This window comes from Streptomyces sp. NPDC030165 (assembly GCF_055573595.1).
On sequence record NZ_JBVIBD010000004.1, the window covers coordinates 472,624 to 496,021 of the forward strand.

Sequence of the window (23,398 nt, forward strand, 5' to 3'; positions counted from 1 at the left end):
GGTGGCCGTGGGGTTTGGGGTTGGGGTGTGCGGGTAATGGCGGGGGTTTATTTCCCCGACTTTTGCTACGAGATGGGGTAGTAGAAAGGGGTATTGGCAGCATGTCGGATTCGGGTTACCAAGGTGGGGCGATCCCGGACGACGGCCGGGACCCACTCATTCCCGGAGGTAGTTCCCGCATGACGAAGCACCACCCCCTGCACCGCCTGCCGAAGAAGTCCGTTCTCCGTACCCGCGCCTCCGTGCTCGCGGCGGGCCTGGGCGTCTCCGCGGCCATGGGCGCCGGGGTGGCCGTGGCGGCCGGGAGCGACGCGCAGTCGATCGCCCTGGACGGGCTGACGTCCGACATCCGCACCTCGGTGGCCGCCCAGGCCGACGCCCAGAAGAAGGCTGCCGAGGCGGAGCAGCAGCAGGCCGAGAAGGCCAAGAAGGCCGCCGAGGAGAAGGCCCGCTCCTGGGTGAAGCCGGTGGACGACTACAAGCTGGGCATGACCTTCGGGCTGGCGGGCAAGCACTGGTCCCACAACCACAGCGGCCAGGACTTCGTGGTGCCCAGTGGCACCGCCGTGCACGCCGTGCACGGGGGCACCGTGGTCAAGGCGGGCCCGAACGGCGGCGGTGACGGCCCCGCGTACGGCAACGCGATCGTGATCAAGCACGACAGCGGTACGTACACCCAGTACGCGCACCTGACCAGCACCGAGGTCAAGCCGGGCCAGACCGTGGAGACCGGCCAGGAGATCGCCAAGTCCGGCAGCACCGGTAACTCGACCGGCCCGCACCTGCACTTCGAGGTCCGCACCGGCCCGAACTACGGCTCCGGCGTCGAGCCGACCGCCTTCCTGAAGGCGCGCGGCGACGGCGTGTGATCCCTGCTGTCGGACGGCCCGCCTGATGGTCCCGGGCCGTCAGGCGGTCCGGGGCTGCGGGTCGGGGCCGTCAGTCGGCCCGGGGCTGCGGCGGCTTCAGCCGAGGGCCGGCGGCTGGGCCGCGGTGACCAGTTCGGTGGCGACCTCCAGGATGGCCTTGCGCTTGTCCTCGGGGTCGCCTTCGAGGTTCTGCATGGCGAACAGGCCCGCGTGCATCGAGAAGATCGCGGTGATGCAGCGGACCTGGTCCGTCAGCTCCGCCTCCGGCTCCCTGAGCAGCCCGGTGAGCCGGATCATGCGCTGCTTGAAGGTCTCGCCGATGCTCAGGTCCCGCACGGTGGCCTGGTTCTCCTGCATGAAGCGGAAGAGGGGTTCGGCGGTGCGCAGCGCCTCGCTGTAGCGGCGCAGGATCTCGTGCTTGGTCTCCAGGGTGCGCGGCTGTCCGTCGGCCCACTCGGTCAGCTCGTCGATCGGCCGCGCCAGGTCCTGGAAGAGGCTGATGACGATGTCTTCCTTGGTCTTGAAGTGGTAGTACAGCGCCGCCTTGGTGACGTCGAGCCGTTCGGCGATCTCGCGCAGCGAGGTCTTCTCGTATCCCTGCTCGGCGAACAGCTCCAGGGCGATGTCCTGGATGCGCTGGCGGGTGTTGCCCCTGCGCGCGTGCGGTGTGCCCATGCTGCTGTTCTCCTGCGTCGATCGTCCGGGCCGGGGTCGGAGGGCCACGTATTAACTTACTTGACGCCCGGCTAGTTGGTGGCTACCTTGCTGCACTGTACTGAACTAGCCGGGCGGCAAGTAAGTGGGAGAGACGAAAATGGGGATGTCGCAGACGAAAGCGACCCCGACGGGGGAAATACCGAAACCGGCGGACTCCGGGGGGAAGCAGCCGGCCAGTGTCCGCGTGGTGCTGTTCGCGCTGATGATCGCGATGCTGCTCGCGATGCTGGACAACATGATCGTGGGTACGGCGATGCCCACGATCGTCGGCGAACTGGGCGGGCTGAGCCACCTGTCCTGGGTGGTGACCGCGTACACGCTCGCGACCGCCGCCTCGACCCCGATCTGGGGCAAACTGGGCGACCTGTACGGCCGTAAAGGCGTCTTCCTGACGTCCATCGTGATCTTCCTGATCGGCTCGGCGCTGTCCGGCATGGCCCAGGACATGGGCCAGCTGATCGGCTTCCGCGCCGTACAGGGTCTGGGCGCGGGCGGCCTGATGGTCGGCGTCATGGCGATCATCGGTGACCTCATCCCGCCGCGCGAGCGCGGCAAGTACCAGGGCATGATGGCCGGCGTCATGGCCGTCGCGATGATCGGCGGACCGCTGGTCGGCGGCACCATCACCGACCACCTCGGCTGGCGCTGGAGCTTCTACATCAACCTGCCGCTGGGCGCGATCGCCCTGGTCATGGTGACCGCGGTGCTGCACCTGCCCAAGAAGCGCTCGCAGGCCCGCATCGACTACGTGGGCGCCGTCCTGCTCACCGTCGGCATCACCTCGCTGGTCCTGATCACCACCTGGGGCGGCACCGAGTACGACTGGCTGTCGAGCCAGATCATCGGCCTCGGCGCGGTCGGCGTCGTCGCCCTGCTGGCCTTCGTCTTCACCGAGACCAAGGTCCGCGAGCCCGTACTGCCGCTGCACATCTTCCGCAACAACAACTTCAGCCTCGTCACGGTCATCGGCTTCCTGGTCGGCTTCGTGATGTTCGGCTCGATGACCTTCCTGCCGTTGTTCCAGCAGACCGTGCAGGGCGCCTCGGCCACCAACTCCGGCCTGCTGCTCCTGCCGATGCTGCTCGCGATGATGGCCGTCTCGCTGGTCGCGGGCCGCATCACCACCAACACCGGCAAGTACAAGATCTTCGTGGTGGGCGGCGGCGCGCTGATCACCGCCGGGCTCGCACTGCTGTCCTTGATGGACACCGGCACCACCCGCTTCACCTCGGGCCTGTACATGGCGGTGCTCGGCGCCGGCATGGGCTTCCTGATGCAGACCACGATGCTGATCGCACAGAACAGCGTCGAGATGAAGGACATGGGCGTCGGCTCCTCGTCCGCCACCCTGTTCCGTACGATCGGCGGCTCCTTCGGCGTCGCGATCTTCGGCGCGATCTTCAACAACCAGGTGCAGGACGTGATGGCAGAGCGGCTCGGCGCCGCCGGTGCGAAGGCGACCGCGGGCGGCGCCCAGATGGACCCCAAGCTCCTGGACCAGCTGCCGGCCGCGGTCAAGGACGCCTACATGCACGCGGTCTCCGGCGGCACCCACCAGGTCTTCGTGTGGGGCGCGCTGATCAGCGTCATCGGCTTCGCCGCGGCCTGGTTCCTCAAGGAGGTGCCGCTGCGCGGCGGCCCCGCGAAGCCGGCCGAGGGGCCGGAGGACGGCGGCGAGGCTCCGGCGGGCAAGACTCCCGTCGCGGAAACCGTCTGATCCGGAAACCGTCTGATCCGGTACGGGAACTCCTGGCCAGTGGCCCCCGGCGTACGCGTCGGGGGCCACTGGCGTACGGGCCGGGACAATGCCGTACGGGGCCCGGAGCCGCTGTCGTACGGGCCGGCCGGTCGCCACCGGGCCGTTGTCAGTGGGGCGTGCCAGCATCGGAACATGAACAGCGACGGGGTGGGGGACGAGCGGCAGGGCGGGGGCGCGGGCAGCGGCGCCACCGTCCCGGTGCCGCCGGCGCGGCTGCGCCAGCTGCGGCTGGCGAAGGACGCGATGGACCGCGACTGGGCCTCGCCGCTGGACCTGGACGCGGTGGCGGCGCACGCCGGGTATTCATGCTTCCACTTCATCCGCGCCTTCAAGCAGGTGTACGGCCTGACCCCCGGCCAGTACCTGAGCCGCCGCCGGATCGAGCGCGCCGAGGACCTGCTGCGGACGGCCGACCTCTCGGTCACGGAGATCTGCCGGCTGGTCGGCTTCGGCAGCCTCGGCACCTTCTCCGCACGGTTCAAGGAGCGGACGGGGCTGACGCCGAGCGCGTACCGGCAGCGGCACGTGGGGCAGGGCGCCGGGCTGCTACGCGCTGCTGTGGTCCGGCGGCTTCAAGTCGTTCGAGAGCCGGGCGCCTGAGGGCCGGGCGTCCGAGGGTCGGGCGTCCGGGAGCCGGGACGGGCCGGTGCCGGAGGTCCGCAATTATCGAGAAGGCGGGTAGCGGGCGGGCTGCCTACGGTGAAGTGGACCGCGCACGAAGCAACGGAGGCACACCATGATCAAGGGACTCGCCATCACCACCGTCTGGGTCCTCGACCACGACCGGGCGAAGGAGTTCTACACGCAGAAGCTCGGGCTGGAAGTCCGTACCGACATGCGGATGGGCGGCGAGGACGGCATGCGCTGGCTGACCGTCGGCGCCAAGGACCAGCCGGAGGTGGAGCTGGCCCTGATGATCCCCGGCCCGCCCGGCATGGACCCGGAGTCCGGCGAGATGCTCAGGCAGCTGGTGAGCAAGGGGCTGATGGGCGCCGGGGTGCTCGCCACGGACGATGTCATGGCCGATTACGCGGCGCTGAGGGCCAAGGGCGTGGAGTTCCTCCAGGAGCCGCAGGAGCGCCCGTACGGCACCGAGGCGATCTTCCGCGACGACTCCGGCAACTGGTTCTCGCTGACCCAGCGCAGCGAACAGCTCGACCTCGGCAAGGGCTGGGGAGACTGCGTGGAGTAGCCACCGGGCCGGGGGCGGCAAAACCGTCCGGTCACCGGCCGACGAAGATCACCGGGCTGTCCGCCGTCGGTCCGTCCGTCACCGGACCGCCCGTCACCGGTCCGGCAGCTGGATGACCGGGAAGCTGCCCGTGTTCGTCGGCGCGTTCTCCGGCAGCCACAGTACGGAGACGGCCCCGGTCGAGCCGTCCGTCAGCTCGTCCGCGTTGCGGAAGGTCAGCCGGGCGCCCAGTACCCGGGCCTGGCCCGCCGCGATGGTCAGGCCGAGCCCGTGACCGCGCCCGGACCGGTCGCTGCTGCCGGTGCGGAAGCGGCTGGGGCCCTCGCGCAACAGGGCCTCGGGGAAGCCGGTGCCGTGGTCGCGTACGCGCACGACCCGCCCCTCGACGGTCACCTCGATCGGCGGCCTGCCGTGCCGTGCGGCGTTGGCGATGAGGTTGCCGAGGATGCGTTCCAGGCGCCGCGGGTCGGTGGAGACCTCGGCGTCCCGCAGGATCTCGATCTTGATGTCGGAGTTCAGGGCCCGTACCCGCCGGGTGACGAACTCGCCGAGCGCCACGTCCTGGAGTTCGGCCCGCTCCGCGTAGCCGTCCAGCCGGGCCACCTCCAGTACGTCCTCGACGAGGGTGCGCATCGCCTGGGCCCGGTCCCGTACCAGTTCCGAGGGGCGGCCCGGCGGCAGCAGCTCGGCGGCGGTGAGCAGTCCGGTGACCGGGGTGCGCAGTTCGTGGGCGATGTCGGCGGTCACCCGGCGCTCCGCCTCGATGCGCTTCTGGAGCGCGTCGGACATCGCGTCCACCGCCCAGGCCAGATCGTCCGTCTCGTCCCGGATGCGGCCGCCGACTTCGTCGCGGATGCGTACGGAGGTGTCACCGTCGGCCAGCTTGCCGGCTGCCGCCGCGGCCTTGCGCAGCCGCTGGGACAGCCGTCCGCCGATCAGCACGCCCAGCGCGCAGCCGCCGACCACGACCGCCGTCGAGCCGATCAGCAGTGCCTGGTCGAGGTCGTCCAGGACGGCGAACCGGTCGGGGAAGTAGCCCTGGATGGACAGCACCCGGCCGCCCGCGACCGGCGCCGCGGCCCACACCTTGGGCGTGGTCTGGCCGGTGTCCTCCAGGTAGGTCGCCCGCTTGCCCTTGGTGACCTCGTCCCGCAGCTCCTTGGGCAGCGCGGGATCGTCCAGCTTCGCGCCGAAGCGCAGCTGGTGCGTGGATTCGTAGATCTTCTGCGTGAAGTTGAGGCGTTCGGTCTGCACGTCGCGGCTGTTGTCCAGCATCGAGCCGCGGGCCGCGTTGTGCACGACGAGGCTCAGCGCGATCGCGACCAGCGCTCCGACGAGCGCGATCGCGGCGCTGAGCTTCCACCTCAGCCCCGTCCGCAGGGCGAGCCTGACCACCGCAGGAGTCAGCCTCTCAGCTTGTAACCGAAGCCGCGGACCGTCTCGATGCGGTCCTGGCCGATCTTGCCGCGCAGCCGCTGGACGTGGACGTCCACGACCCGGGTGTCACCGCCCCAGCCGTAGTCCCACACCCGCTCCAGCAGCCGGTCGCGGGAGAGGACTGTGCCGGGCGAGTTGGAGAACTCCAGCAGCAGGCGCATCTCGGTGGGCGTCAGCGCGACCGGCTGACCGCCTTTGCGCACCTCCATGCCCTCCGTGTCGACCTCCAGATCGCCGAAGCGCAGCACCGCCTCGGCGGGCGCGGCCGCCTCCGGGGACGCCGGGCCTCCGCCGTCCGGACCCGAGGCGTGCCCGAAGCGGCGCAGCACCGCGCGGATGCGGGCCACGAGCACGGCGCCGTCGAACGGCTTGGTCACGTAGTCGTCGGCGCCTGCCTCCAGACCCAGCACCACGTCGATGGAGTCGGCTCGCGCGGACAGCATGATCACCGGCACGGTCGACTCGTCCCGGATGCGCCGGCACAGGCTGACGCCGTCCAGGCCCGGAACCATCACGTCCAGCAGCGCGATGTCGGGCCGGTCGGCGCGGAACGCCTCCAGCCCCGCCAGACCGTCGGGCATCGCGGTGACCACGAAGCCGTCCCGCTCCAGGGCGAGCTGGGTCGCCTCGCGGATGACGTCGTCGTCCTCGACGAAGAGCACATGGGTATCGGCCATGCGGTGTTCTCAATCCTCCGGTGCCGGTTCCGGGGACGCGGACTCCGTGTTCCCGGTGTTGCTGTAGTCGGTGTGGTACCGCGCGTACTCGACGAAGCGGCTACCCGTCCAGCGGTAGGTCATCACATCCTCACCGGAAGCGCAGCACACCTTGTCGCCGGTGTTGTAGGTCTGCTTGGAGATCTCCAGTTCGCCCTTGTTGACGCCCGCGTACACCGAAGGCTGCTCGTCGGCGAAGACGTTCTCGTACGACCCGCCCTGCTTACGGTAGACGTACGAGCCGATGCCCACCGAGTCCGCGCAGGTCATCACGTTCACCACGATGTCGGGAGCCTTGCCGTGGGTGAGCGAGGCGTAGGTGACCTCGACCGGGTACTCCTCGGCCGCGCACGGCTTCCCGAGGGACTTCTTGACGTCGGCGCCGACCTTCGGGTCGTGCTTCATCAGCTCCACCGCGTCGACCTTCTGGTACGAGGCCGACGGGGACGGGGACGCCGCGTGGGCGGACCGGTTCGTGGGCGCGGGGGTGCTGCTGGCCGTGCCCTCGGTCCGTACGCCCTCGCCGCCGGGATTGCATCCGGCCAGCAACAGCGAGAGGGCGGCCATCCCCGCGATGGCCGCTCCGCCGCTCGTCCTGTGCCCGGCCGGCGTGCTCTGGGCCGGCCTGCTTCCGGCCGGCCTGTTCCTGGTCAAACCGCTCCCGCTCACAGTCCCTCTGGCTAAGCCACCGGTACCGCAGCCGGTCAGGCCGCGCACCGCTCCCGCTCCTGCTCGCCGCGCTCCAGCATCCGCGCGTCGATGTCGCGATTCTCCAGCTCCTGGCGCAGCCGGGCCAGAGCCCGGTGCAGCGTGCTCTTGACCGTACCGGTGGACATGCCCAGCGCCGCCGCGGTCTCCTCCGTGCTCATCTGCTCCCAGTGTCGCAGCACGACGACGCTGCGCTGCTTGGGCGCGAGCACCCCGAGGATGTCCATCAGCAGGGCGCGGTCGGCGCGCTGCTCGGTGCCGTCGTCGACGCTGGCGTCCGGGAGCTGCTCGGTGGGCACCTCCTCCAGCTTGCGGGCGCGCCACCACTCCGTACGCGTGTTGATCATGACGCGGCGGAGGTAGGCGTCGGCGAGGGACTTGTCGGCGATGCCGTCCCAGCGCCCGTACGTGCGGACCAGGGCCGTCTGGAGCAGGTCCTGGGCGTCGACCGGGTCGGGTACCAGGCGCCGGGCACTGCGCAGCAGGGCCTCCTGCCGCGTCCGCACGTACTCTTCGAAGTCCAGTACCTTGCCGCCGCTGGTCGCCATCCCGACGCCTCCGATCCGCTTGCGATTCCCCACGTTGACCGTGCCGGCAGTCATCTCCAGCACGAGGAAGACGCTACGGAGGGGGTGTTGCGGCGTAATGTGCGTGGGCCCCACAGGGAGTGCACGGAAAACCGTCGGTTGTGTAACAGCCCCCCGGGGGTCATACCTCCGGCCGACCGGGGCCGGGAACGGGTCATCCTCCCGGGGGACAGCGGGGGCGGCCGGAAGAGCTATGACCCGCCCCGGAAGTGTGGTGACGCCAGCGCGCCACCACACCACTGTCATCGTGCGGTCGTCACAGCCGTCACAGTGCCGTCATCTCGGCCGTCACAGTGCGGTCGTCCCGGCTGTCACAGTGCGGATGTCTCAGCCGTCATCGTGCGGTCGTCGCGGCCTGGCCGTCAGGACGTGGTCCGGCCGGCAGGCAGGCGGTACATTCCGCCCGGCAGCGGCTCCACCAGGCCGTCCGAGACCAGACCGTCGAGTGCCCGCGCGCGCTGCACCGGCTCGTCCCACACCGTGTCCAGTACAGCCTGCGGTACGGCACCGACGGCTTCCCGCAGTACGGCCAGGAGCTTGCCGCGCACCTGGCGGTCCGTACCGGCATACGTCTGTCCGCGGCGCGGCGGACCGTCGTGCGCGGGCGAACCCGCCAGCCGCCAGGCGCACTGCGCGGAGATCGGGCAGCGCACACACTCCGGGCCGCGGGCGGTGCACACCAGCGCGCCCAGCTCCATCGTGGCGGCGGCCCACTTGGCGGCCGTCTCCTCGTCCTGCGGCAGCAGCGCGCGGGCCAGCTTGCGTTCGGCGGCGGTGGTGGCATTCGGCGGGTACTGCTGCCCGGTGACGGCGCGCGCGAACACCCGGCGGACGTTGGTGTCCAGTACGGCGTGCCGCTGCCCGTACGCGAAGGACGCCACGGCCGCCGCCGTGTACTCGCCGACGCCCGGCAGCGCGAGGAGCTGGGCGTGCTCGCGCGGTACGTCGCCGCCGTGACGTTCCTGTATGGCGGAGGCGGCGGCGTGCAGCCGCAGCGCGCGCCGCGGATAACCGAGGCGGCCCCAGGCGCGCACCGCCTCACCGGGCGGCTCGGCGGCCAGGTCGGCGGGGCGCGGCCAGCGCGCGAGCCACTGTTCGTACACCGGCAGCACTCTGCTGACCGGCGTCTGCTGCAGCATGAACTCGCTGACCATCACGCCCCAGGCACCCGCCTCGGGGCGGCGCCAGGGCAGATCGCGGGCGTGCTCGTCGAACCAGTCGGTGACGGGGCCGTGCAGCCGGGCCCCTTCGGCGGCTTCGTCGGCGGCGGTGACAGCGGCGGTGCCGGTGGCGGCAGGAGTGGAAGTCATGGCACTGCCGATCCTGGCACGACGGCGCTCCGCCGTGAAACGCACCGGGCGCGCGCCACGACGTGCCCACCCGCTCGCGGGAACGAGGGACGAGGATGTCCCCATGATGTGTCCCCATGATGTGGATACCGGCGGGACCGACGGGAGAGCCGCGATGACCACTTCAAGCGACTGCCCGGACGCCATCCGCCGGGCCCTGGCCGCGCACACGACGCTGACCCTCGCGTACACCGACGAGGAGGGGCCGCAGGCGTGCGCCGTGCTCTACGCCACAGCGGACGGGCCGGCGCCCTCGCTCGTCCTGGTCACCGCCGAGTCGACCCGGCACGGCCGGGCCTTCGCACAGGCCGCCGGCGCCGGCGCCCGCGTCGCCTTCACGGCCCAGCGCGACGGCCAGGAGTGGACCGCGCTGACCGGGGTGCAGGGCCGGGGCCGCTGCCACCGGCTGGCGGGCCCGGACCGCACGGCCGCGTGGCGTACGTATCTGGAGCGCTTCCCGTTCGTCGCGGCCGACGACCGGCTCACCGCGGCACTGGAACGCACCGCACTCTGGGAAGTCCGCCCGGACTGGCTGCGCTTGATCGACAACGGCCGCGGCTTCGGGCACAAGGAGGAGTGGCACGCGCCGTGACCCCATGGGGAAGTACGGGACCCGCGCCCACCGGGGGCACCCCGAGGGGCGCCCCTGCCTCCGGGGAAACGGTTATGCCCGCACCAATATCTTCCAGCGCCCCGCGCTCAGGCGTATGACCAGGGAGGTCAGCGGCCCGGCGAACAGCGTCACGCACAGTGTGGCGGTCAGGGTGCCCAGCGCCAGGCCGGCCACCACGTCGTGCGGGTAGTGCACACCGACGAACACCCGCGAGAAGCCGGTCAGCAGCGCGATCGGCAGCACCAGCCAGGCCGCCGCGCGCCAGGCGAACACGATGCCGACGGCCAGCGCCGCCGCGATCGTGGAGTGGTTGCTCGGGAAGGACCAGTCGCCCTGCGGCGGGCACTGGACTATGGACGCGGCGGCGCCCGCCACGGCCCGGCAGGGCCGCTCCTCGTCCACGAAGCTCTTGACGATCTCACTCACCAGATACGCGGCCGCCGTGGCGATCGGCACCAGGATCGCGAGCGCGACCAGCCGCTCCTCCCCCTTCCGGGACCGCCACCAGCCCAGTACGGCCAGGGCCATGAGCAGCAGGATGCCGCCTTCGGTACCGCCTGCGGCCAGCGAGTGGACCCAGCCGGGCGTGTCGTGCGCGAAGTCGGTGACGTCGCGATAGAGATCGGTGCTGTACATGAACGCATACGGTACGGACTGTTGCGCGAAAGCCGCATCTGACCATCGTCCAGGGAAACCACTGACGAAAGTGGGGTGGCCGGCGCCACAGCGCACCCGCCCCGGGAAGATGATGTGAAAAGTTGCAGCTTCGTGCGGCGGGTACTGGCCGGTGTGACAGCTGATCTCTCGTAGAGTTTCCGCGTGGGATCTCTGCGCAATCCGATCGGGCCGCTTCCCTCCTCCATCTACTGGCGGCGGAGGGCCGTTGCGCTGGCCGTCCTCGTCGTGCTCGTCCTGTTGGTGGTGTGGGCCCTCAACTGGACCGGCAACGGCGGGAAGACCGGCGACGAGGGCAAGGGGCCGGGCGGACCGGGGCCCGCCACGTCCATCACGCCCGGTCCGAACGCGACGGACACCGGGATCAGCCAAAAGCCGGGCGGCCGCGACGAGTCGGGCGGCAGCGGCGGCTCCGACGCCGGCTCCGGCGGAGCGGGCGGCAGCGGCGGCGCGGGCGGCTCCGGCGGGGCCACGGGCGGCGGCGCCTCGGGCACCGGTGCCGGCGGGCCCATAGGGAAGGGCAGCGGCACCGTGGCGGCCGGCTCGGCGCTGGCGAACTGCGCGCCCGCCACCACCGAGTTGACGCTGCGCAGCCTCAAGGAGACCTACGCGCCCGGCGAGAAGCCCACGTTCGAGGTCACGATAGAGAACACGGCCGACAGTGCCTGCAAGGTGGATCTGGGGCGCGGCTACGCGGCCCTCACCATCACGGGCCCCTCCGACGACGAGCGGGTGTGGTCCTCCGGCGACTGCCCGCCCGGCAGCGGCGGCACCGCGCCCGTACAGGTGCCGGCGGGCGGCTCGGTCGAGCGGACCGTGGAATGGGACCGCAAGCCCAGCACCTCGGAGTGCGCGACACCGGCCGCCGAAGCCGTCGGGCCCGGTACGTACGAGGTCGAGGCCAAGGTGGGCGGGCTGGACGCGGCGCGCGCGTTCTTCGTCCTGGCCAAGGACTGACCCGCCGCCAAGAACCCCGCCCGGTACCGCAGTCCGGGGCCGGGCGGCGCAATTGCGCTGTGAGCGTGCAGCCGTTCCGCAGCCGCCCGTGATCGGGCACAGTCGGCTCCATGAAGCTACTGATACTGGGCGGAACGGAGTTCGTAGGACGCGCGGTCACCGACGCGGCGCTGGCCCGCGGCTGGCAGGTGACCGTCTTCCACCGCGGACAGCACGAAGCGCCGCCGGGAGCGTCCGTCGTGCGGGGCGACCGCACCGACCCGGCGACCCTCGCCGCGCTCGCCGACGGCACCTGGGACGCCGTGGTGGACACCTGGGCCTGGGCGCCGACCGCGGTGCGCGACGCCGCCCGGCTGCTGGCCGACCGGGCCGGACGGTATGTGTACGTCTCCACCGGCTCGGTCTACCGGCACCCGGCCGGACCCGGACACACCGAGGCGAGCCCGCTGGTGGAGGGCTCCCCGGACGCGGAGGCGGTGGCGTACGCGGAGGACAAGCGCGGCGGCGAACTGGCCGCGCTGGCGGCCTTCGGCGAGGACCGGACGGTGCTGGCCCGCGCCGGGCTGATCCTCGGCCCCTGGGAGAACATCGGCCGGCTCCCCTGGTGGCTGACGCGCATCGCCCGCGGCGGACCGGTGCTCGCGCCCGGCCCGCGCGATCTGGGCCTGCAGTACATCGACGCCCGCGACCTGGCCGAGTGGGTGCTGCACGCCGCGGAGACCGGGCTGTCCGGCCCGTACAACATCATCAGCGAGCCGGGTCACACCACGATGGGCGAGCTGCTGGAGACGTGTGCCGAGGTCACCGGCTCCGACGCCGAACTGCGCTGGCACGGCCCCAAGGAGATCGCCGCCGCCGGCCTCACGCCCTGGACGGAACTGCCGGTCTGGCTGCCGCCGGGCGAGCTGTACGACTCCATCCACCGCGGTGACGTGACCAAGGCGCACGCGGTGGGGCTGCGCTGCCGGCCGGTCGCGGAGACGGTGGCCGACACCTGGGCATGGCTCCAGAAGCTGGACGGGCCGCCGCCGCTGCGGGCCCGGACCCCGGTCGGACTGGCGCCCGAGAAGGAAGAGGCGGTGCTGCGGGGCTGAGAGCCGGTGCCACGACCCGGGTCCTGAGACGGGCAGGCGGCGTGCGGGCGTCGGTGCGCCCGCACGCGGCAGGCCGCTTCGCGCCCTACACGTACCGTTCGAGGATCGACGACTCCGCCAACCGGGACAGGCCCTCGCGTACGGACCGGGCGCGGGCCTCGCCGACCCCGTCCACCGCCTGGAGGTCGTCCACGCTCGCCGCGAGCAGCTTCTGCAGCCCGCCGAAGTGGTCGACCAGCCGGTCGATGACGGCGCCCGGCAGCCGCGGCACCTTCGCCAGCAGCCGGAAGCCGCGCGGCGAGACCGCCGAGTCCAGCGTCTCTGGCGAGCCGCTGTAGCCCAGCGCACGCGCCACGATGGGCAGTTCCAGCAGCTCGGCGTGGCTGAGCGCGTCCAGCTCGGACAGCGCCTCCGGCACCGTACGGGAGCGCTTGGCCGTCGGCTCGGGCACATAGTCGCGGGCGACCAGCTCGCGCTCCGGCTCGACGCCCGCGATCAGCTCGTCCAGCTGGAGGGAGAGCAGCCGGCCGTCCGTGCCCAGCTCGACCACGTACTCGGCGATCTCGGTGGCGATCCGGCGCACCATCTCCAGCCGCTGCGCAACCGCCGTGACGTCCCGGACCGTGACCAGGTCCTCGATCTCCAGCGCGGACAGGGTGCCGGCCACCTCGTCCAGCCGGAGCTTGTAGCGCTCCAGCGTCGCCAGTGCCTGGTTGGCGCGGGACAGGATCGCCGCCGACTCCTCCAGGACGCGGCGCTCACCGTCCACGTACAGCGCGATCAGCCGCATCGACTGGCTGACCGAGACGACCGGGAAACCGGCCTGTATCGAGACGCGCTGGGCGGTGCGGTGGCGGGTGCCGGTCTCCTCGGTGGGGATGGAGGCGTCCGGGACCAGCTGCACACCGGCCCGCAGGATCTTGGTGATGTCCTTGTCCAGTACCAGCGCGCCGTCCAGCTTGCACAGCTCGCGCAGCCGGGTCGCCGAGAACTCCACGTCCAGCACGAAACCGCCGGTGCACATCGACTCGACGGTCTTGTCGAACCCGAGGACGATCAGACCGCCGGTGTTGCCGCGCAGGATGCGCTCCAGGCCGTCCCGCAGCGCCGTGCCGGGCGCCACCGCGCTCAGCGAGGCGCGCATCAGGCCGTCCGTGCCGCCGCTGTCGCCCGATCTCCGGGTGGGCGGCCCCCAACCGGACCTGCCACCAGACGACGATGCCCGGTCGTTGGCTGCCACTGCACTCCTCCGTCGCAAGGTCTGTCGGTGCCGCAGGCCGCCCGGCAGATGCCTTGGTCACGCAGCTCACGGGCTGCGCGGGCCGACGGCACGACTTCATTGACAGGCGAGACCGGGGCAAAGTCTACCGGCGCCCAGGCTAGAGCCTGTCTGCAAAGTCACGCTGTCCGCCCGCGAGCCGGGTGCGTTCCCGCGCGCGCAGGCCTGCTCACGGGTGCTCGCAGGGCGGGCGCCGCTCCGGAGGACCGTCCTTATTCGGCCGCCGCCTTCTCGCGCGGCGGCTCCCGGCGCGGCCGCTTGGGCAGGACCCGCAGGGCCTCGCCGACGTCGGCGACCTCCAGCACCCGCATCCCCGCCGGGATCTTGCCCGGGTCGGCCGGGACCAGGGCGTGGGTGAAGCCGAGCCGGGCCGCCTCGGCCAGCCGGCGCTGGACGCCGGTCACCCGCCTGACCTCGCCCGCCAGGCCCACCTCGCCGATCGCGACCAGGTTCTTCGGCAGCGGGGTGTCGCTGGCGGCGCTGGCCAGGGCGAGCGCCACGGCGAGGTCGGCGGCCGGTTCGGTCAGCTTCACACCGCCGACCGTGGCGCTGTAGATGTCGCGCTTGCCGAGGGCCGCGATGCGTCCGCGCTGCTCCAGGACGGCCAGCATCATCGAGACGCGGGAGGTCTCCAGGCCGGAGGTGGTGCGGCGGGGGGAGGGGATCTGCGTGTCGACGGTGAGCGCCTGCACCTCGGCGACCAGCGGGCGGCGGCCCTCCAGGGTGACCGTCAGGCATGTACCGGGCACGGGCTCGTCGCGGCGGGTCAGGAAGAGGCCGGACGGGTCGGCGAGGCTGGTGATCCCCTCGTCGTGCAGCTCGAAGCAGCCGACCTCGTCGGTGGTGCCGTAGCGGTTCTTCACGCCGCGCACCAGGCGCAGGCGGGCGTGCCGGTCACCTTCGAAGTTCAGTACGACATCGACCAGGTGCTCCAGGAGGCGGGGGCCCGCGATGGCACCGTCCTTGGTCACGTGGCCCACCAGCAGCGTCGCCATGCCGCGCTCCTTGGACGCCCGGATCAGGGCGCCGGCGACCTCGCGGACCTGCGCCATGCCGCCGGGCGCGCCGTCGATCTCGGGCGAGGCGACGGTCTGGACGGAGTCCACGATCAGCAGCGACGGCTTGACCGAGTCCAGGTGGCCCAGGACGGCGGACAGGTCGGTCTCGGCGGCGAGATACAGGTGGTCGTCGATGGCGCCGATGCGGTCGGCGCGCAGCCGCACCTGGCTCGCGGACTCCTCACCCGTCACATACAGCGTGCGGTGGTCGTCGCTCGCCGCCTTGGCGGCCACGTCCAGCAGGAGCGTGGACTTGCCGACGCCGGGCTCGCCGGCGAGGAGCACCACGGCGCCCGGCACCAGGCCGCCGCCCAGCACCCGGTCCAGCTCGTCCACACCGGTCGAGCGGGCGGTCGCCTGGCGGCCGTCCACCTGGCCGATGGGCAGCGCGGCCGTCGTGACGCGGCCGGGCGCGGTCGTACGGACGGCGGGGGCGCCGCCGAACTCCTCGACCGTGCCCCATGCCTGGCACTCCGGGCAGCGGCCGAGCCACTTCGCGGTGGTCCAGCCGCATTCGGTGCAGCGGTACGAGGGCCGCTCCTTGGCCGAGGATTTACGAGTCGCCATGGTGTTCACCGTAGTCGTGGGGTGTGACAACGCCGGGCGCGCGGGCGTTTCGGGGCGCCGGACGGGGCGCGCGGGCGGGGTGTGAAGGCCCGCAACGGACGTGAAACCAGGCACTGGTGTCCTCTTTTGAGGGAGAACGTCACCCGTATGGATTAAAAGTGTCCGTGCGGCGCGATAGGGCCTGCATCATCCGCCTACCGTCGCCGGGTGATGAGCAGCAGGTCCGATCACCCCACGCACGCCACCGGCGCACACCGGGCGCACGACGGTGCTCAGCGCCACGACCGGGAGCGGCTCACCGAGCGGTACGAGCCCCATCTCGACGGGCTGTTCACCTACTGTCTGTCCGTCCTGTGCGAGCACGACGCGGCGACCGCCGTCCTGGGCGAGGTGCTCGCCGTCGCCGAACGGCACCACGGCCGCCGCCCGCCCGACCCCGGTCTGTACCGGTCCTGGCTGTACGCGCTGGCCCGGTGGGCCTGCCTGCGGCGGCTGGCCGACCGGGCGCGGGACGGCGGCCCGGTCTCCTGCCCGGACCGCGGCCCGGAGCGAGGGAGCGGGACCACGGCCGGCCCGGGCAGCGACACCGGCACCGGCATCTCCGCTCACGGAGCGGGCACGACCCACGGCACCGGAGCGTCGTCCGGCCTGGGCGCCGTGCCCGTCGGCGGCGGACCGTCCGACAGGACCGCCGACATGGCCCGGCAGCGGCGCGAACTGACCGCCCTGGCCTGGCCCGAAGCCGCCGGGACGACCCCCGAGCAGCGCGAGGCGCTGGAGCTTTCGGTACGCCACCGCCTGTCCCCCGAGGAGGTCGCGGCCGTCCTCGGGGGCGACACCGACGCCACCCGCACCCTCCTGGCCACCGCCGCCTGCGAGGTCGAACGCACCCGTGCCGCGCTCGCGGTCGTCGAGTTCGGCCGCTGCCCGGACGTCGCGCAGCTCGCGGCCGACACGCAGATGCTGCTCGGCGTCGCCCTGCGCCGGGAGCTGGTCCGGCACGTGGACGACTGCGCGGAGTGCCGCCGTACGGCCGAGCGGGCCACCGCCCACGGGCCCTGGCCGGGCACCGCGCCCCTGGACCACGGCGCGCTGCCGTTGGTCACCGCCCCGCGCCCGGCCGTGCTCACGGCCATGACGGCGGCGCGCGGTTCGCGTTCGGGGCGTGCCGAAGGGGTGGCGGGCGCGGGCGTCCCCGTACGCTCCGGGCGCGCGGGGCGCGTGAATGGCGTAAACGGTTCTCCTCGCTACGACCGGCGCGGATTCCCCGTACGCCCCAAGGACCCGGCGGCCCGCAGGCGACGGCTGCGGACCCGGGCCGTGACCACGACCGTGATCGCCACCGTCCTGGCGGCGCCGGTGCTCGCCCTGTGGGCCGCCTACCGGGGCGAGCCCCTGACCGGCGAGAGCGACGGCCCGTCGGTGACGGCCGGCGAGCCGGGCAGCGGCCCGTTCGAAGGCCACCCGTACGAGAACGCGGGCAGCGCGCGCACCACCACCGTGCCGCTCCCGCTGACAGCGAGCGGCCGGTCCGGTGTCTCCGACGTCTCGGTGCAGGTCGTCGGCGCGGACGGCACGCTCCTGCGGCCCGGCGAACCGGACCGTTCCGGTACCGGCCCCGGGCGGCTGACCGTCACCGCCGAACCGCGCGGCGACGTCACGGCCGTCACCCTCGCCGCGTCCGGTGGCGCGCCGGTCCACTGGTCGGCGCAGGCGGGCGCGCCGTGGCTGCGGCTGAGCGCCGCGGCCGGCGTGCTGAGGCCGGGGGAGTCCAGCACGCTCCTGGTGTCCGTGGATCACGACCGGGAACCGGACGGCTATTGGAACGCACGGGTCACCCTGGCGCCCGGGGGCACGACGGTGACGCTGGAGGGCTGGGGCCAGGGGAACGGCGGCCACTGGCCGGGACACCCGAGGCCGACGGGGCACGGCCCCCGGCCCGAGCCGGTCACACCGACGCGGCAGCCGACGAGCGAGCCGCCGGCGTCACCCGCCCCGACCCCCACACCGACGCCCACGACGCAGGAACCGACGACGGGACCGACCCCGTCCACCGGCCCGTCCGGTCCGACGGGGTGACCAGCCGGTCTCCGGGCTCGCCCGGCCGCTCCAAGGCGCTGACCTCGTACGGCCGCCCCAGGGCGCCGGTACGCCCGCCCCCGGACACTGCTCCGCAAAACCCGTCCAGGACGCAGCCCCGCACGCCCGCCCCAGAACGCGACCCCGTACGCCCCCCGTCGCGCCCCTGCCTACTCCGCCCCCGCCTGCTGCGTCACCAACGGCAGCGTCACCCTTGGGGGCGTCCCCTCCGGGTCCGCCGGATGCGGCGCCATCGGGAGCGTCGCCGCCAGGCGTTCCTCGCAGAGTTCCACGAGGCGGTCGTAGCCCTCCTTGCCCATCAGCTCGGTCAGCTCGGGCCCGTAGGACACATAGACCGGCTCGCCCGCGCCGTGTGCGGACGTCGCCGATGTGCACCACCAGTGCAGGTCGTGGCCGCCGGGACCCCAGCCGCGGCGGTCGTACTCGCCGATGGTGACCTGGAGGATACGGGTGTCGTCGGGGCGGTCGATCCAGTCGTAGGTGCGGCGGACCGGCAGCTGCCAGCAGACGTCCGGCTTGGTCTCCAGCGGCTCGCGGCCCTCGCGCAGCGCGAGGATGTGCAGCGAGCAGCCGGCGCCGGCCGGGAAGCCGGGGCGGTTCTGGAAGATGCACGAGCCCTTCCAGCGCCGGGTCTGGCGGTCGCCGTCCTCGTCCTCCTGGATCCAGCCCGTGTCCGTACCGACATCGTGGAACTGCCACAGATCCGGTGTGAGGCGCGCCACGTGCTCCGCGACCCGCTGCTCGTCCTCCTCGTCGGAGAAGTGCGCGCCGAGCGTGCAGCAGCCGTCGTCCGCGCGGCCCGCCTCGATGCCCTTGCAGCCGCTGCCGAAGATGCACGTCCAGCGGGAGGTGAGCCAGGTCAGGTCGCAGCGGAAGACCTGCTCGTCGTCGGCGGGATCGGGGAAGGTGACCCAGGCGCGGGCGAAGTCCAGGCCGCCGACCTCGTCGGCCCGAGCCCCTTGCGCCTCCTGCGCCGCGCGCGCCTCCCGAGCGCGCTGCTTTTCCGCCTTCTTCAGGGCTTTTTCCTGCTTCGCCTTGTTCGTCTTAGCCACTACTCCAGCGTACGGCGGACGGCACCCCGCACCGTTCTCCGGAGGCCGGGCACGCCGTCGGTTCCCGGCCGCCCGCAGTAGGTTCGACGGTATGAGACTCGGAGTCCTCGATGTGGGGTCGAACACGGTCCATCTGCTGGTGATGGACGCGCACCCGGGTGCGCGCCCGCTGCCCGCCTACTCGCACAAGGCGGAGCTGCGGCTGGCCGAACTCCTCGACGAGGACGGCGCGATCGGCGACACGGGCGTGGAGCGGCTCGTGGCCACGGTACGCACGGCGGTCGAGGTCGCGGAGGACAAGGGCGTCGAAGACGTGCTGCCGTTCGCCACCTCCGCGGTCCGCGAGGCGGCCAACGGCGAGGACGTGCTGCGCCGGGTCGCCCTGGAGACCGGCGTGAAACTGCGGGTGCTGTCCGGCGAGGACGAGGCCCGGCTGACGTTCCTCGCGGCCCGCCGCTGGTTCGGCTGGTCGGCGGGGCGGCTGCTGGTGCTGGACATCGGCGGCGGCTCGCTGGAGATCGCGTACGGGCTGGACGAGGAGCCGGACGCGGCGGTGTCGCTGCCGCTGGGCGCGGGCCGGCTCACCGCGGCGGACCTGCCGGGCGATCCGCCGGAGGCGGAGGACATACGGGCGCTGCGCAAGCGCGTACGGGCCGAAATCGCGCGGGTGGTGAGCGATTTCACGCGCTACGGCACCCCCGACCACGTCGTCGGCACCTCCAAGACCTTCAAGCAGCTGGCCCGTATCGCCGGTGCCGCCCGGCCCGCCGAAGGCCTCTGCACCCAGCGTGAGCTGGACCGCAAGGCGCTGGAGGAGTGGGTGCCGCGGCTGGCGGGGATGACCGCAGCGGACCGCGCCAAGCTGCCCGGCGTCTCCGAAGGCCGCTCGCGGCAGCTCCTCGCCGGGGCGCTGGTGGCGGAGGCCGGGATGGACCTGTTCGGGGTGCGCACGCTGGAAATCTGCCCGTGGGCGCTGCGCGAGGGCGTGATCCTGCGCCATCTCGACCACCTGCCCGCGGGGTAGGGCGCCTCCGGCACCCGCCGACGGCGGCCCGTACCCTGTCCCTCGTGACGGAGCCAGTGGTGCGCATCCCGGATGCGAAGGTCGCCCTGTCCACGGCCTCGGTGTATCCGGAGTCGACGGCGACGGCCTTCGAGATCGCCGCGCGCCTGGGCTACGACGGCGTCGAGGTCATGGTGTGGACCGACCCGGTCAGCCAGGACATCGAGGCGCTGCGCCGGCTCTCCGACTATCACGGGGTGCCGATCCTGGCCGTGCACGCGCCGTGCCTGCTGATCACGCAGCGGGTGTGGTCCACGGATCCCTGGGTGAAGCTGCAGCGCGCACGCAACGCCGCGGAGAAGCTCGGGGCCTCGACGGTGGTCGTCCATCCGCCCTTCCGGTGGCAGCGCAACTACGCCCGCGAGTTCGTACGCGGAGTGTGGCGGATGGAGAGCGAGACGGACGTACGGTTCGCCGTCGAGAACATGTACCCGTGGCGTTACCGGGACCGCGAGATGCTGGCGTACGCGCCGGACTGGGACCCCACCAAGGACGATTACCGGCACTTCACCGTCGACCTCTCGCACACCGCCACCTCGCGCAGCGACGCCCTGCACATGGTCGACCGGATGGGTGAGCGCCTCGCGCACATCCACCTCGCCGACGGCAACGGCTCCAACAAGGACGAGCACCTGGTGCCGGGCCGCGGCTCGCAGCCCTGCGCCGAGCTGCTGGAGCGGCTCGCCGCCACCGGCTTCGACGGGCACATCGTCGTGGAGGTCAACACACGGCGTGCGATGTCGGCTGCCGAGCGGGAGGCGGACCTCGCGGAGGCACTGGCCTTCACGCGGCTGCACCTGGCGTCGCCGACGTGGGTGCCCGGCTCGTGACGAGCGGCAGTTCCGGCGCCAGGGGGACGGGCCCGGACGCCCGCGCCGCCGCGGCCGGGAGTACGGAACCGGGGCCCCGGCCCGCCGCCGGGCCCCGCAGGCGCGGCCGGCCGTCCCGTACGGACTCCGCGCACGGCCCCGGCGCGCGCGAGCGCATCCTCACGGCCGCCCGCGCCGAGTTCGCCGCGCGCGGCTACGAGAAGGCCTCGATCCGCGGCATCGCCAAGGCGGCGGACGTGGACCCGGCGCTGGTCCACCACTACTACGGCACCAAGGAGCAGGTCTTCGAGGCGGCCGTCCAGATGTCCTTCGCGCCCGCCCTGGACGCGCCCGAGGCCGTGCTCGAAGGCGGCCTGGACGGGGTGGGCGAGCGGCTGACCCGCTTCGTCTTCGGCGTCTGGGAGAACCCGGTCACCCGCGAGCCGCTGCTGGCGATCGTGCGCAGCGCCCTGAACAACGACGTCGCCGCCGCGGTCTTCCGCAAGCTCATCGCCCGCCAGCTGCTGCGCCGGATCGCGGGCGAGCTGGCGGTGCCCGACGCGGAGCTGCGGGCCGAGCTGGCGGCGGCGCAGCTGGTGGGGACGGCGCTGCTGCGGTACGTGATCAAGCTGGAGCCGCTGGCGTCGGCCGACCCGGAACGCGTCATCGCCCGGGTCGCCCCCGTGGTGCAGGGGCACCTGACCGGGCCCTGACCGCTCCTCCGGTCCTTCGCCCTCCGCTCCTCCGCAAGGCGTCCGCACAGCGGTCACGTGTCTCACATGCCGGATTCACTGTCCAGATCTTGGAGCCGGGGCGTAGGCTCGACGGACTCCGTACGTATACCGACAAGCGCACGAGAGACAGACGCACCCGAGGAGTGGATCCACGTGCCCGAGCTGAGGTCCCGCACCGTCACCCATGGCCGCAACATGGCCGGCGCCCGCGCGCTCATGCAGGCGTCGGGCGTAGCGCGCGAGGACTTCGGCAAGCCCGTCATCGCGGTGGCCAACAGCTTCACGGAATTCGTGCCGGGCCACACCCACCTCCAGCCGGTCGGCCGGATCGTCAGCGAGGCGATCAAGGCGGCCGGCGGCATCGCCCGCGAGTTCAACACCATCGCCGTGGACGACGGCATCGCCATGGGCCACGGCGGCATGCTGTACTCCCTGCCGTCCCGCGACCTGATCGCCGACTCCGTCGAGTACATGGCGGAGGCGCACTGCGCGGACGCGCTGATCTGCATCTCCAACTGCGACAAGATCACCCCGGGCATGCTGATGGCCGCGCTGCGCCTGAACATCCCCACCGTCTTCGTCTCCGGCGGCCCCATGGAAGCCGGCCGCGCCACCCTCGTCGACGGCACGGTCCGCAAGCTGGACCTGGTCAACGCCATCTCCGACGCGGTCGACGAGAGCATCTCGGACGAGGACATCCTCCGTATCGAGGACAACGCCTGCCCGACCTGCGGCTCCTGTTCCGGCATGTTCACCGCCAACTCGATGAACTGCCTGACCGAGGCCATCGGCCTGTCGCTGCCCGGCAACGGCACGGTGCTGGCCACCCACACCGCCCGCCGGGCGCTGTACGAGAACGCCGGCCGCACCGTCGTGGAGATCACCAAGCGGTACTACGACCAGGACGACGCGACCGTGCTGCCGCGCAGCATCGGCTCCCGCGCCGCCTTCGAGAACGCCATGGCCCTGGACATCGCCATGGGCGGCTCCACGAACACGATCCTGCACCTGCTGGCCGCCGCCCAGGAGGCCGGGCTGGACTACGGCCTGGAGGACATCAACGCGGTCTCCCGCCGGGTGCCCTGCCTGGCCAAGGTCGCGCCGAACGTCGCCCCGGGCGGCACGTACTACATGGAGGACGTGCACCGGGCCGGCGGCATTCCGGCCATCCTGGGCGAGCTGTACCGGGCGGGCCTGCTCAACGAGGACGTGCACACCGTGCACAGCTCCTCCATGGCGGACTGGCTCAAGACCTGGGACGTGCGGGGCGGGTCCCCGTCCCCCGAGGCCGTCGAACTGTGGCACGCGGCCCCCGGCTGCAAGCGCTCCGCCACCGCCTTCTCCCAGTCCGAGCGCTGGGACAGCCTCGACGTGGACGCCGCGGGCGGCTGCATCCGCGACTTCGCCCACGCGTACTCGGCCGACGGCGGCCTGGCCGTCCTCAAGGGCAACCTCGCCGAGGACGGCTGCGTGGTCAAGACCGCGGGCGTCGACGAGTCGATCTGGACGTTCGAGGGCCCGGCCGTCGTCTGCGAGTCGCAGGAGGAGGCCGTCGAGAAGATCCTCGGCAAGCAGGTCAAGGAGGGCGACGTCGTCGTCATCCGCTACGAGGGCCCCAAGGGCGGCCCCGGCATGCAGGAGATGCTCTACCCGACGTCCTTCCTCAAGGGCCGCGGTCTGGGCAAGACGTGCGCACTGGTCACCGACGGCCGCTTCTCCGGCGGCACCTCGGGGCTGTCCATCGGCCACGCCTCGCCCGAGGCGGCCTCCGGCGGCACCATCGCCCTGGTCGAGGACGGCGACCGCATCCGTATCGACATCCCGAATCGTTCGATCGAACTCCTGGTGCCCGAGGCGGAGCTGACGGCCCGCCGGGAGGCACTGGGCGGCGTGTACGCGCCGAAGAAGCGCGAGCGCAAGGTCTCGCAGGCCCTGCGCGCCTACGCGGCGATGGCCACCAGCGCCGACAAGGGCGCGGTGCGCGACGTGACCAAGCTGGGCTGAGCCCCCGGCCCCGGCTGAGCCCCGGCTCCGTCAGAGCCCCCGGCCCCGCAAGAGCCCCG

At 72.4% G+C, this 23,398-nt stretch carries 22 protein-coding genes; 12 read left to right on the forward strand and 10 right to left on the reverse strand.

From position 1 onward, the window contains the following. The first annotated feature begins 179 nt into the window (after positions 1–179). Entirely contained in the window at positions 180–869 is a 690-nt protein-coding gene (locus tag ACZ4Z1_RS11090; protein WP_468486264.1) for a M23 family metallopeptidase, read from the forward strand. A gap of 96 nt (positions 870–965) precedes the next feature. Here ACZ4Z1_RS11090 and ACZ4Z1_RS11095 read toward each other — a convergent pair whose 3' ends face one another. Beyond that, entirely contained in the window at positions 966–1,544 is a 579-nt protein-coding gene (locus ACZ4Z1_RS11095; protein ID WP_468486265.1) for a TetR/AcrR family transcriptional regulator, read from the reverse strand. Positions 1,545–1,689: 145 nt separating this feature from the next. Between ACZ4Z1_RS11095 and ACZ4Z1_RS11100 the strand changes: the two genes are divergently transcribed. From ACZ4Z1_RS11100 to ACZ4Z1_RS11110, 3 genes are all read left to right on the forward strand, one after another. Further along, entirely contained in the window at positions 1,690–3,303 is a 1,614-nt protein-coding gene (locus ACZ4Z1_RS11100; RefSeq protein WP_468486266.1) for an MDR family MFS transporter, read from the forward strand. A 174-nt stretch (positions 3,304–3,477) separates the two neighbouring features. Next, on the forward strand, positions 3,478–3,945 hold the full coding sequence (locus ACZ4Z1_RS11105) for a helix-turn-helix transcriptional regulator (RefSeq protein ID WP_468486267.1): 468 nt from the start codon (positions 3,478–3,480) through the stop codon (positions 3,943–3,945). A gap of 136 nt (positions 3,946–4,081) precedes the next feature. Next, positions 4,082–4,537, forward strand: coding sequence for a VOC family protein (locus tag ACZ4Z1_RS11110; RefSeq protein ID WP_468486268.1), 456 nt, complete (start codon positions 4,082–4,084; stop codon positions 4,535–4,537). A gap of 93 nt (positions 4,538–4,630) precedes the next feature. Here the strand turns inward: ACZ4Z1_RS11110 and cseC are convergent, their stop codons facing one another. From cseC to ACZ4Z1_RS11135, 5 genes are all read right to left on the reverse strand, one after another. Beyond that, positions 4,631–5,932 (reverse strand): two-component system sensor histidine kinase CseC, encoded by a 1,302-nt coding sequence (cseC, locus tag ACZ4Z1_RS11115; protein WP_468486269.1) that lies wholly within the window; start codon positions 5,930–5,932, stop codon positions 4,631–4,633. Between the two features lie 8 nt (positions 5,933–5,940). Further along, positions 5,941–6,651 (reverse strand): two-component system response regulator CseB, encoded by a 711-nt coding sequence (cseB, locus tag ACZ4Z1_RS11120; protein ID WP_468486270.1) that lies wholly within the window; start codon positions 6,649–6,651, stop codon positions 5,941–5,943. A 9-nt stretch (positions 6,652–6,660) separates the two neighbouring features. Continuing rightward, on the reverse strand, positions 6,661–7,257 hold the full coding sequence (locus ACZ4Z1_RS11125; RefSeq protein WP_468486271.1) for a hypothetical protein: 597 nt from the start codon (positions 7,255–7,257) through the stop codon (positions 6,661–6,663). A 137-nt stretch (positions 7,258–7,394) separates the two neighbouring features. Beyond that, positions 7,395–8,000, reverse strand: a complete 606-nt coding sequence (locus ACZ4Z1_RS11130; protein ID WP_468486322.1) for a SigE family RNA polymerase sigma factor — start codon at positions 7,998–8,000, stop codon at positions 7,395–7,397. Positions 8,001–8,347: 347 nt separating this feature from the next. After that, a complete protein-coding gene (locus ACZ4Z1_RS11135; protein ID WP_468486272.1) occupies positions 8,348–9,295 on the reverse strand; it encodes an HhH-GPD family protein in 948 nt (315 codons plus the stop codon). A gap of 154 nt (positions 9,296–9,449) precedes the next feature. Here ACZ4Z1_RS11135 and ACZ4Z1_RS11140 point away from each other — a divergent pair, with 154 nt between their 5' ends. Continuing rightward, complete coding sequence (locus ACZ4Z1_RS11140) at positions 9,450–9,926, forward strand: pyridoxamine 5'-phosphate oxidase (RefSeq protein ID WP_468486273.1); 477 nt, start codon at positions 9,450–9,452, stop codon at positions 9,924–9,926. Positions 9,927–9,998: 72 nt separating this feature from the next. Here the strand turns inward: ACZ4Z1_RS11140 and ACZ4Z1_RS11145 are convergent, their stop codons facing one another. After that, on the reverse strand, positions 9,999–10,583 hold the full coding sequence (locus ACZ4Z1_RS11145; protein WP_468486274.1) for a phosphatase PAP2 family protein: 585 nt from the start codon (positions 10,581–10,583) through the stop codon (positions 9,999–10,001). Positions 10,584–10,766: 183 nt separating this feature from the next. Here ACZ4Z1_RS11145 and ACZ4Z1_RS11150 point away from each other — a divergent pair, with 183 nt between their 5' ends. Both ACZ4Z1_RS11150 and ACZ4Z1_RS11155 read left to right on the forward strand, forming a co-directional pair. Then, complete coding sequence (locus ACZ4Z1_RS11150; RefSeq protein ID WP_468486275.1) at positions 10,767–11,579, forward strand: hypothetical protein; 813 nt, start codon at positions 10,767–10,769, stop codon at positions 11,577–11,579. Between the two features lie 110 nt (positions 11,580–11,689). Continuing rightward, on the forward strand, positions 11,690–12,673 hold the full coding sequence (locus ACZ4Z1_RS11155) for an NAD-dependent epimerase/dehydratase family protein (RefSeq protein WP_468486276.1): 984 nt from the start codon (positions 11,690–11,692) through the stop codon (positions 12,671–12,673). 85 nt (positions 12,674–12,758) lie between these two features. Here the strand turns inward: ACZ4Z1_RS11155 and disA are convergent, their stop codons facing one another. Together disA and radA are read right to left on the reverse strand one after the other, a co-directional pair. After that, entirely contained in the window at positions 12,759–13,913 is a 1,155-nt protein-coding gene (gene disA / locus ACZ4Z1_RS11160; protein ID WP_468486277.1) for a DNA integrity scanning diadenylate cyclase DisA, read from the reverse strand. A 251-nt stretch (positions 13,914–14,164) separates the two neighbouring features. Then, positions 14,165–15,577 (reverse strand): DNA repair protein RadA, encoded by a 1,413-nt coding sequence (gene radA / locus ACZ4Z1_RS11165; RefSeq protein WP_468486278.1) that lies wholly within the window; start codon positions 15,575–15,577, stop codon positions 14,165–14,167. Positions 15,578–15,787: 210 nt separating this feature from the next. Here radA and ACZ4Z1_RS11170 point away from each other — a divergent pair, with 210 nt between their 5' ends. Then, positions 15,788–17,656 carry a BACON domain-containing protein gene (locus ACZ4Z1_RS11170; RefSeq protein ID WP_468486279.1) on the forward strand — a complete coding sequence of 623 codons (1,869 nt, stop codon included), beginning with the start codon at positions 15,788–15,790 and terminating at the stop codon, positions 17,654–17,656. A gap of 170 nt (positions 17,657–17,826) precedes the next feature. Here the strand turns inward: ACZ4Z1_RS11170 and ACZ4Z1_RS11175 are convergent, their stop codons facing one another. Then, complete coding sequence (locus ACZ4Z1_RS11175) at positions 17,827–18,729, reverse strand: DUF3109 family protein (protein ID WP_468486280.1); 903 nt, start codon at positions 18,727–18,729, stop codon at positions 17,827–17,829. Between the two features lie 91 nt (positions 18,730–18,820). Here ACZ4Z1_RS11175 and ACZ4Z1_RS11180 point away from each other — a divergent pair, with 91 nt between their 5' ends. From ACZ4Z1_RS11180 to ilvD, 4 genes are all read left to right on the forward strand, one after another. Further along, the gene (locus ACZ4Z1_RS11180; protein ID WP_468486281.1) at positions 18,821–19,753 is read left to right on the forward strand and encodes a Ppx/GppA family phosphatase; all 933 of its coding nucleotides are present in this window, start codon (positions 18,821–18,823) and stop codon (positions 19,751–19,753) included. Positions 19,754–19,809: 56 nt separating this feature from the next. Beyond that, entirely contained in the window at positions 19,810–20,622 is an 813-nt protein-coding gene (locus ACZ4Z1_RS11185) for a sugar phosphate isomerase/epimerase family protein (protein WP_468486323.1), read from the forward strand. Beyond that, on the forward strand, positions 20,619–21,314 hold the full coding sequence (locus ACZ4Z1_RS11190; RefSeq protein ID WP_468486282.1) for a TetR/AcrR family transcriptional regulator: 696 nt from the start codon (positions 20,619–20,621) through the stop codon (positions 21,312–21,314). Before ACZ4Z1_RS11185 ends, ACZ4Z1_RS11190 begins: the two co-directional genes overlap by 4 nt. Before the next feature lie 174 nt (positions 21,315–21,488). Continuing rightward, positions 21,489–23,339: a dihydroxy-acid dehydratase gene (gene ilvD, locus ACZ4Z1_RS11195; protein WP_468486283.1), complete on the forward strand. Its 1,851-nt coding sequence runs from the start codon at positions 21,489–21,491 to the stop codon at positions 23,337–23,339. Positions 23,340–23,398: the final 59 nt, after the last annotated feature.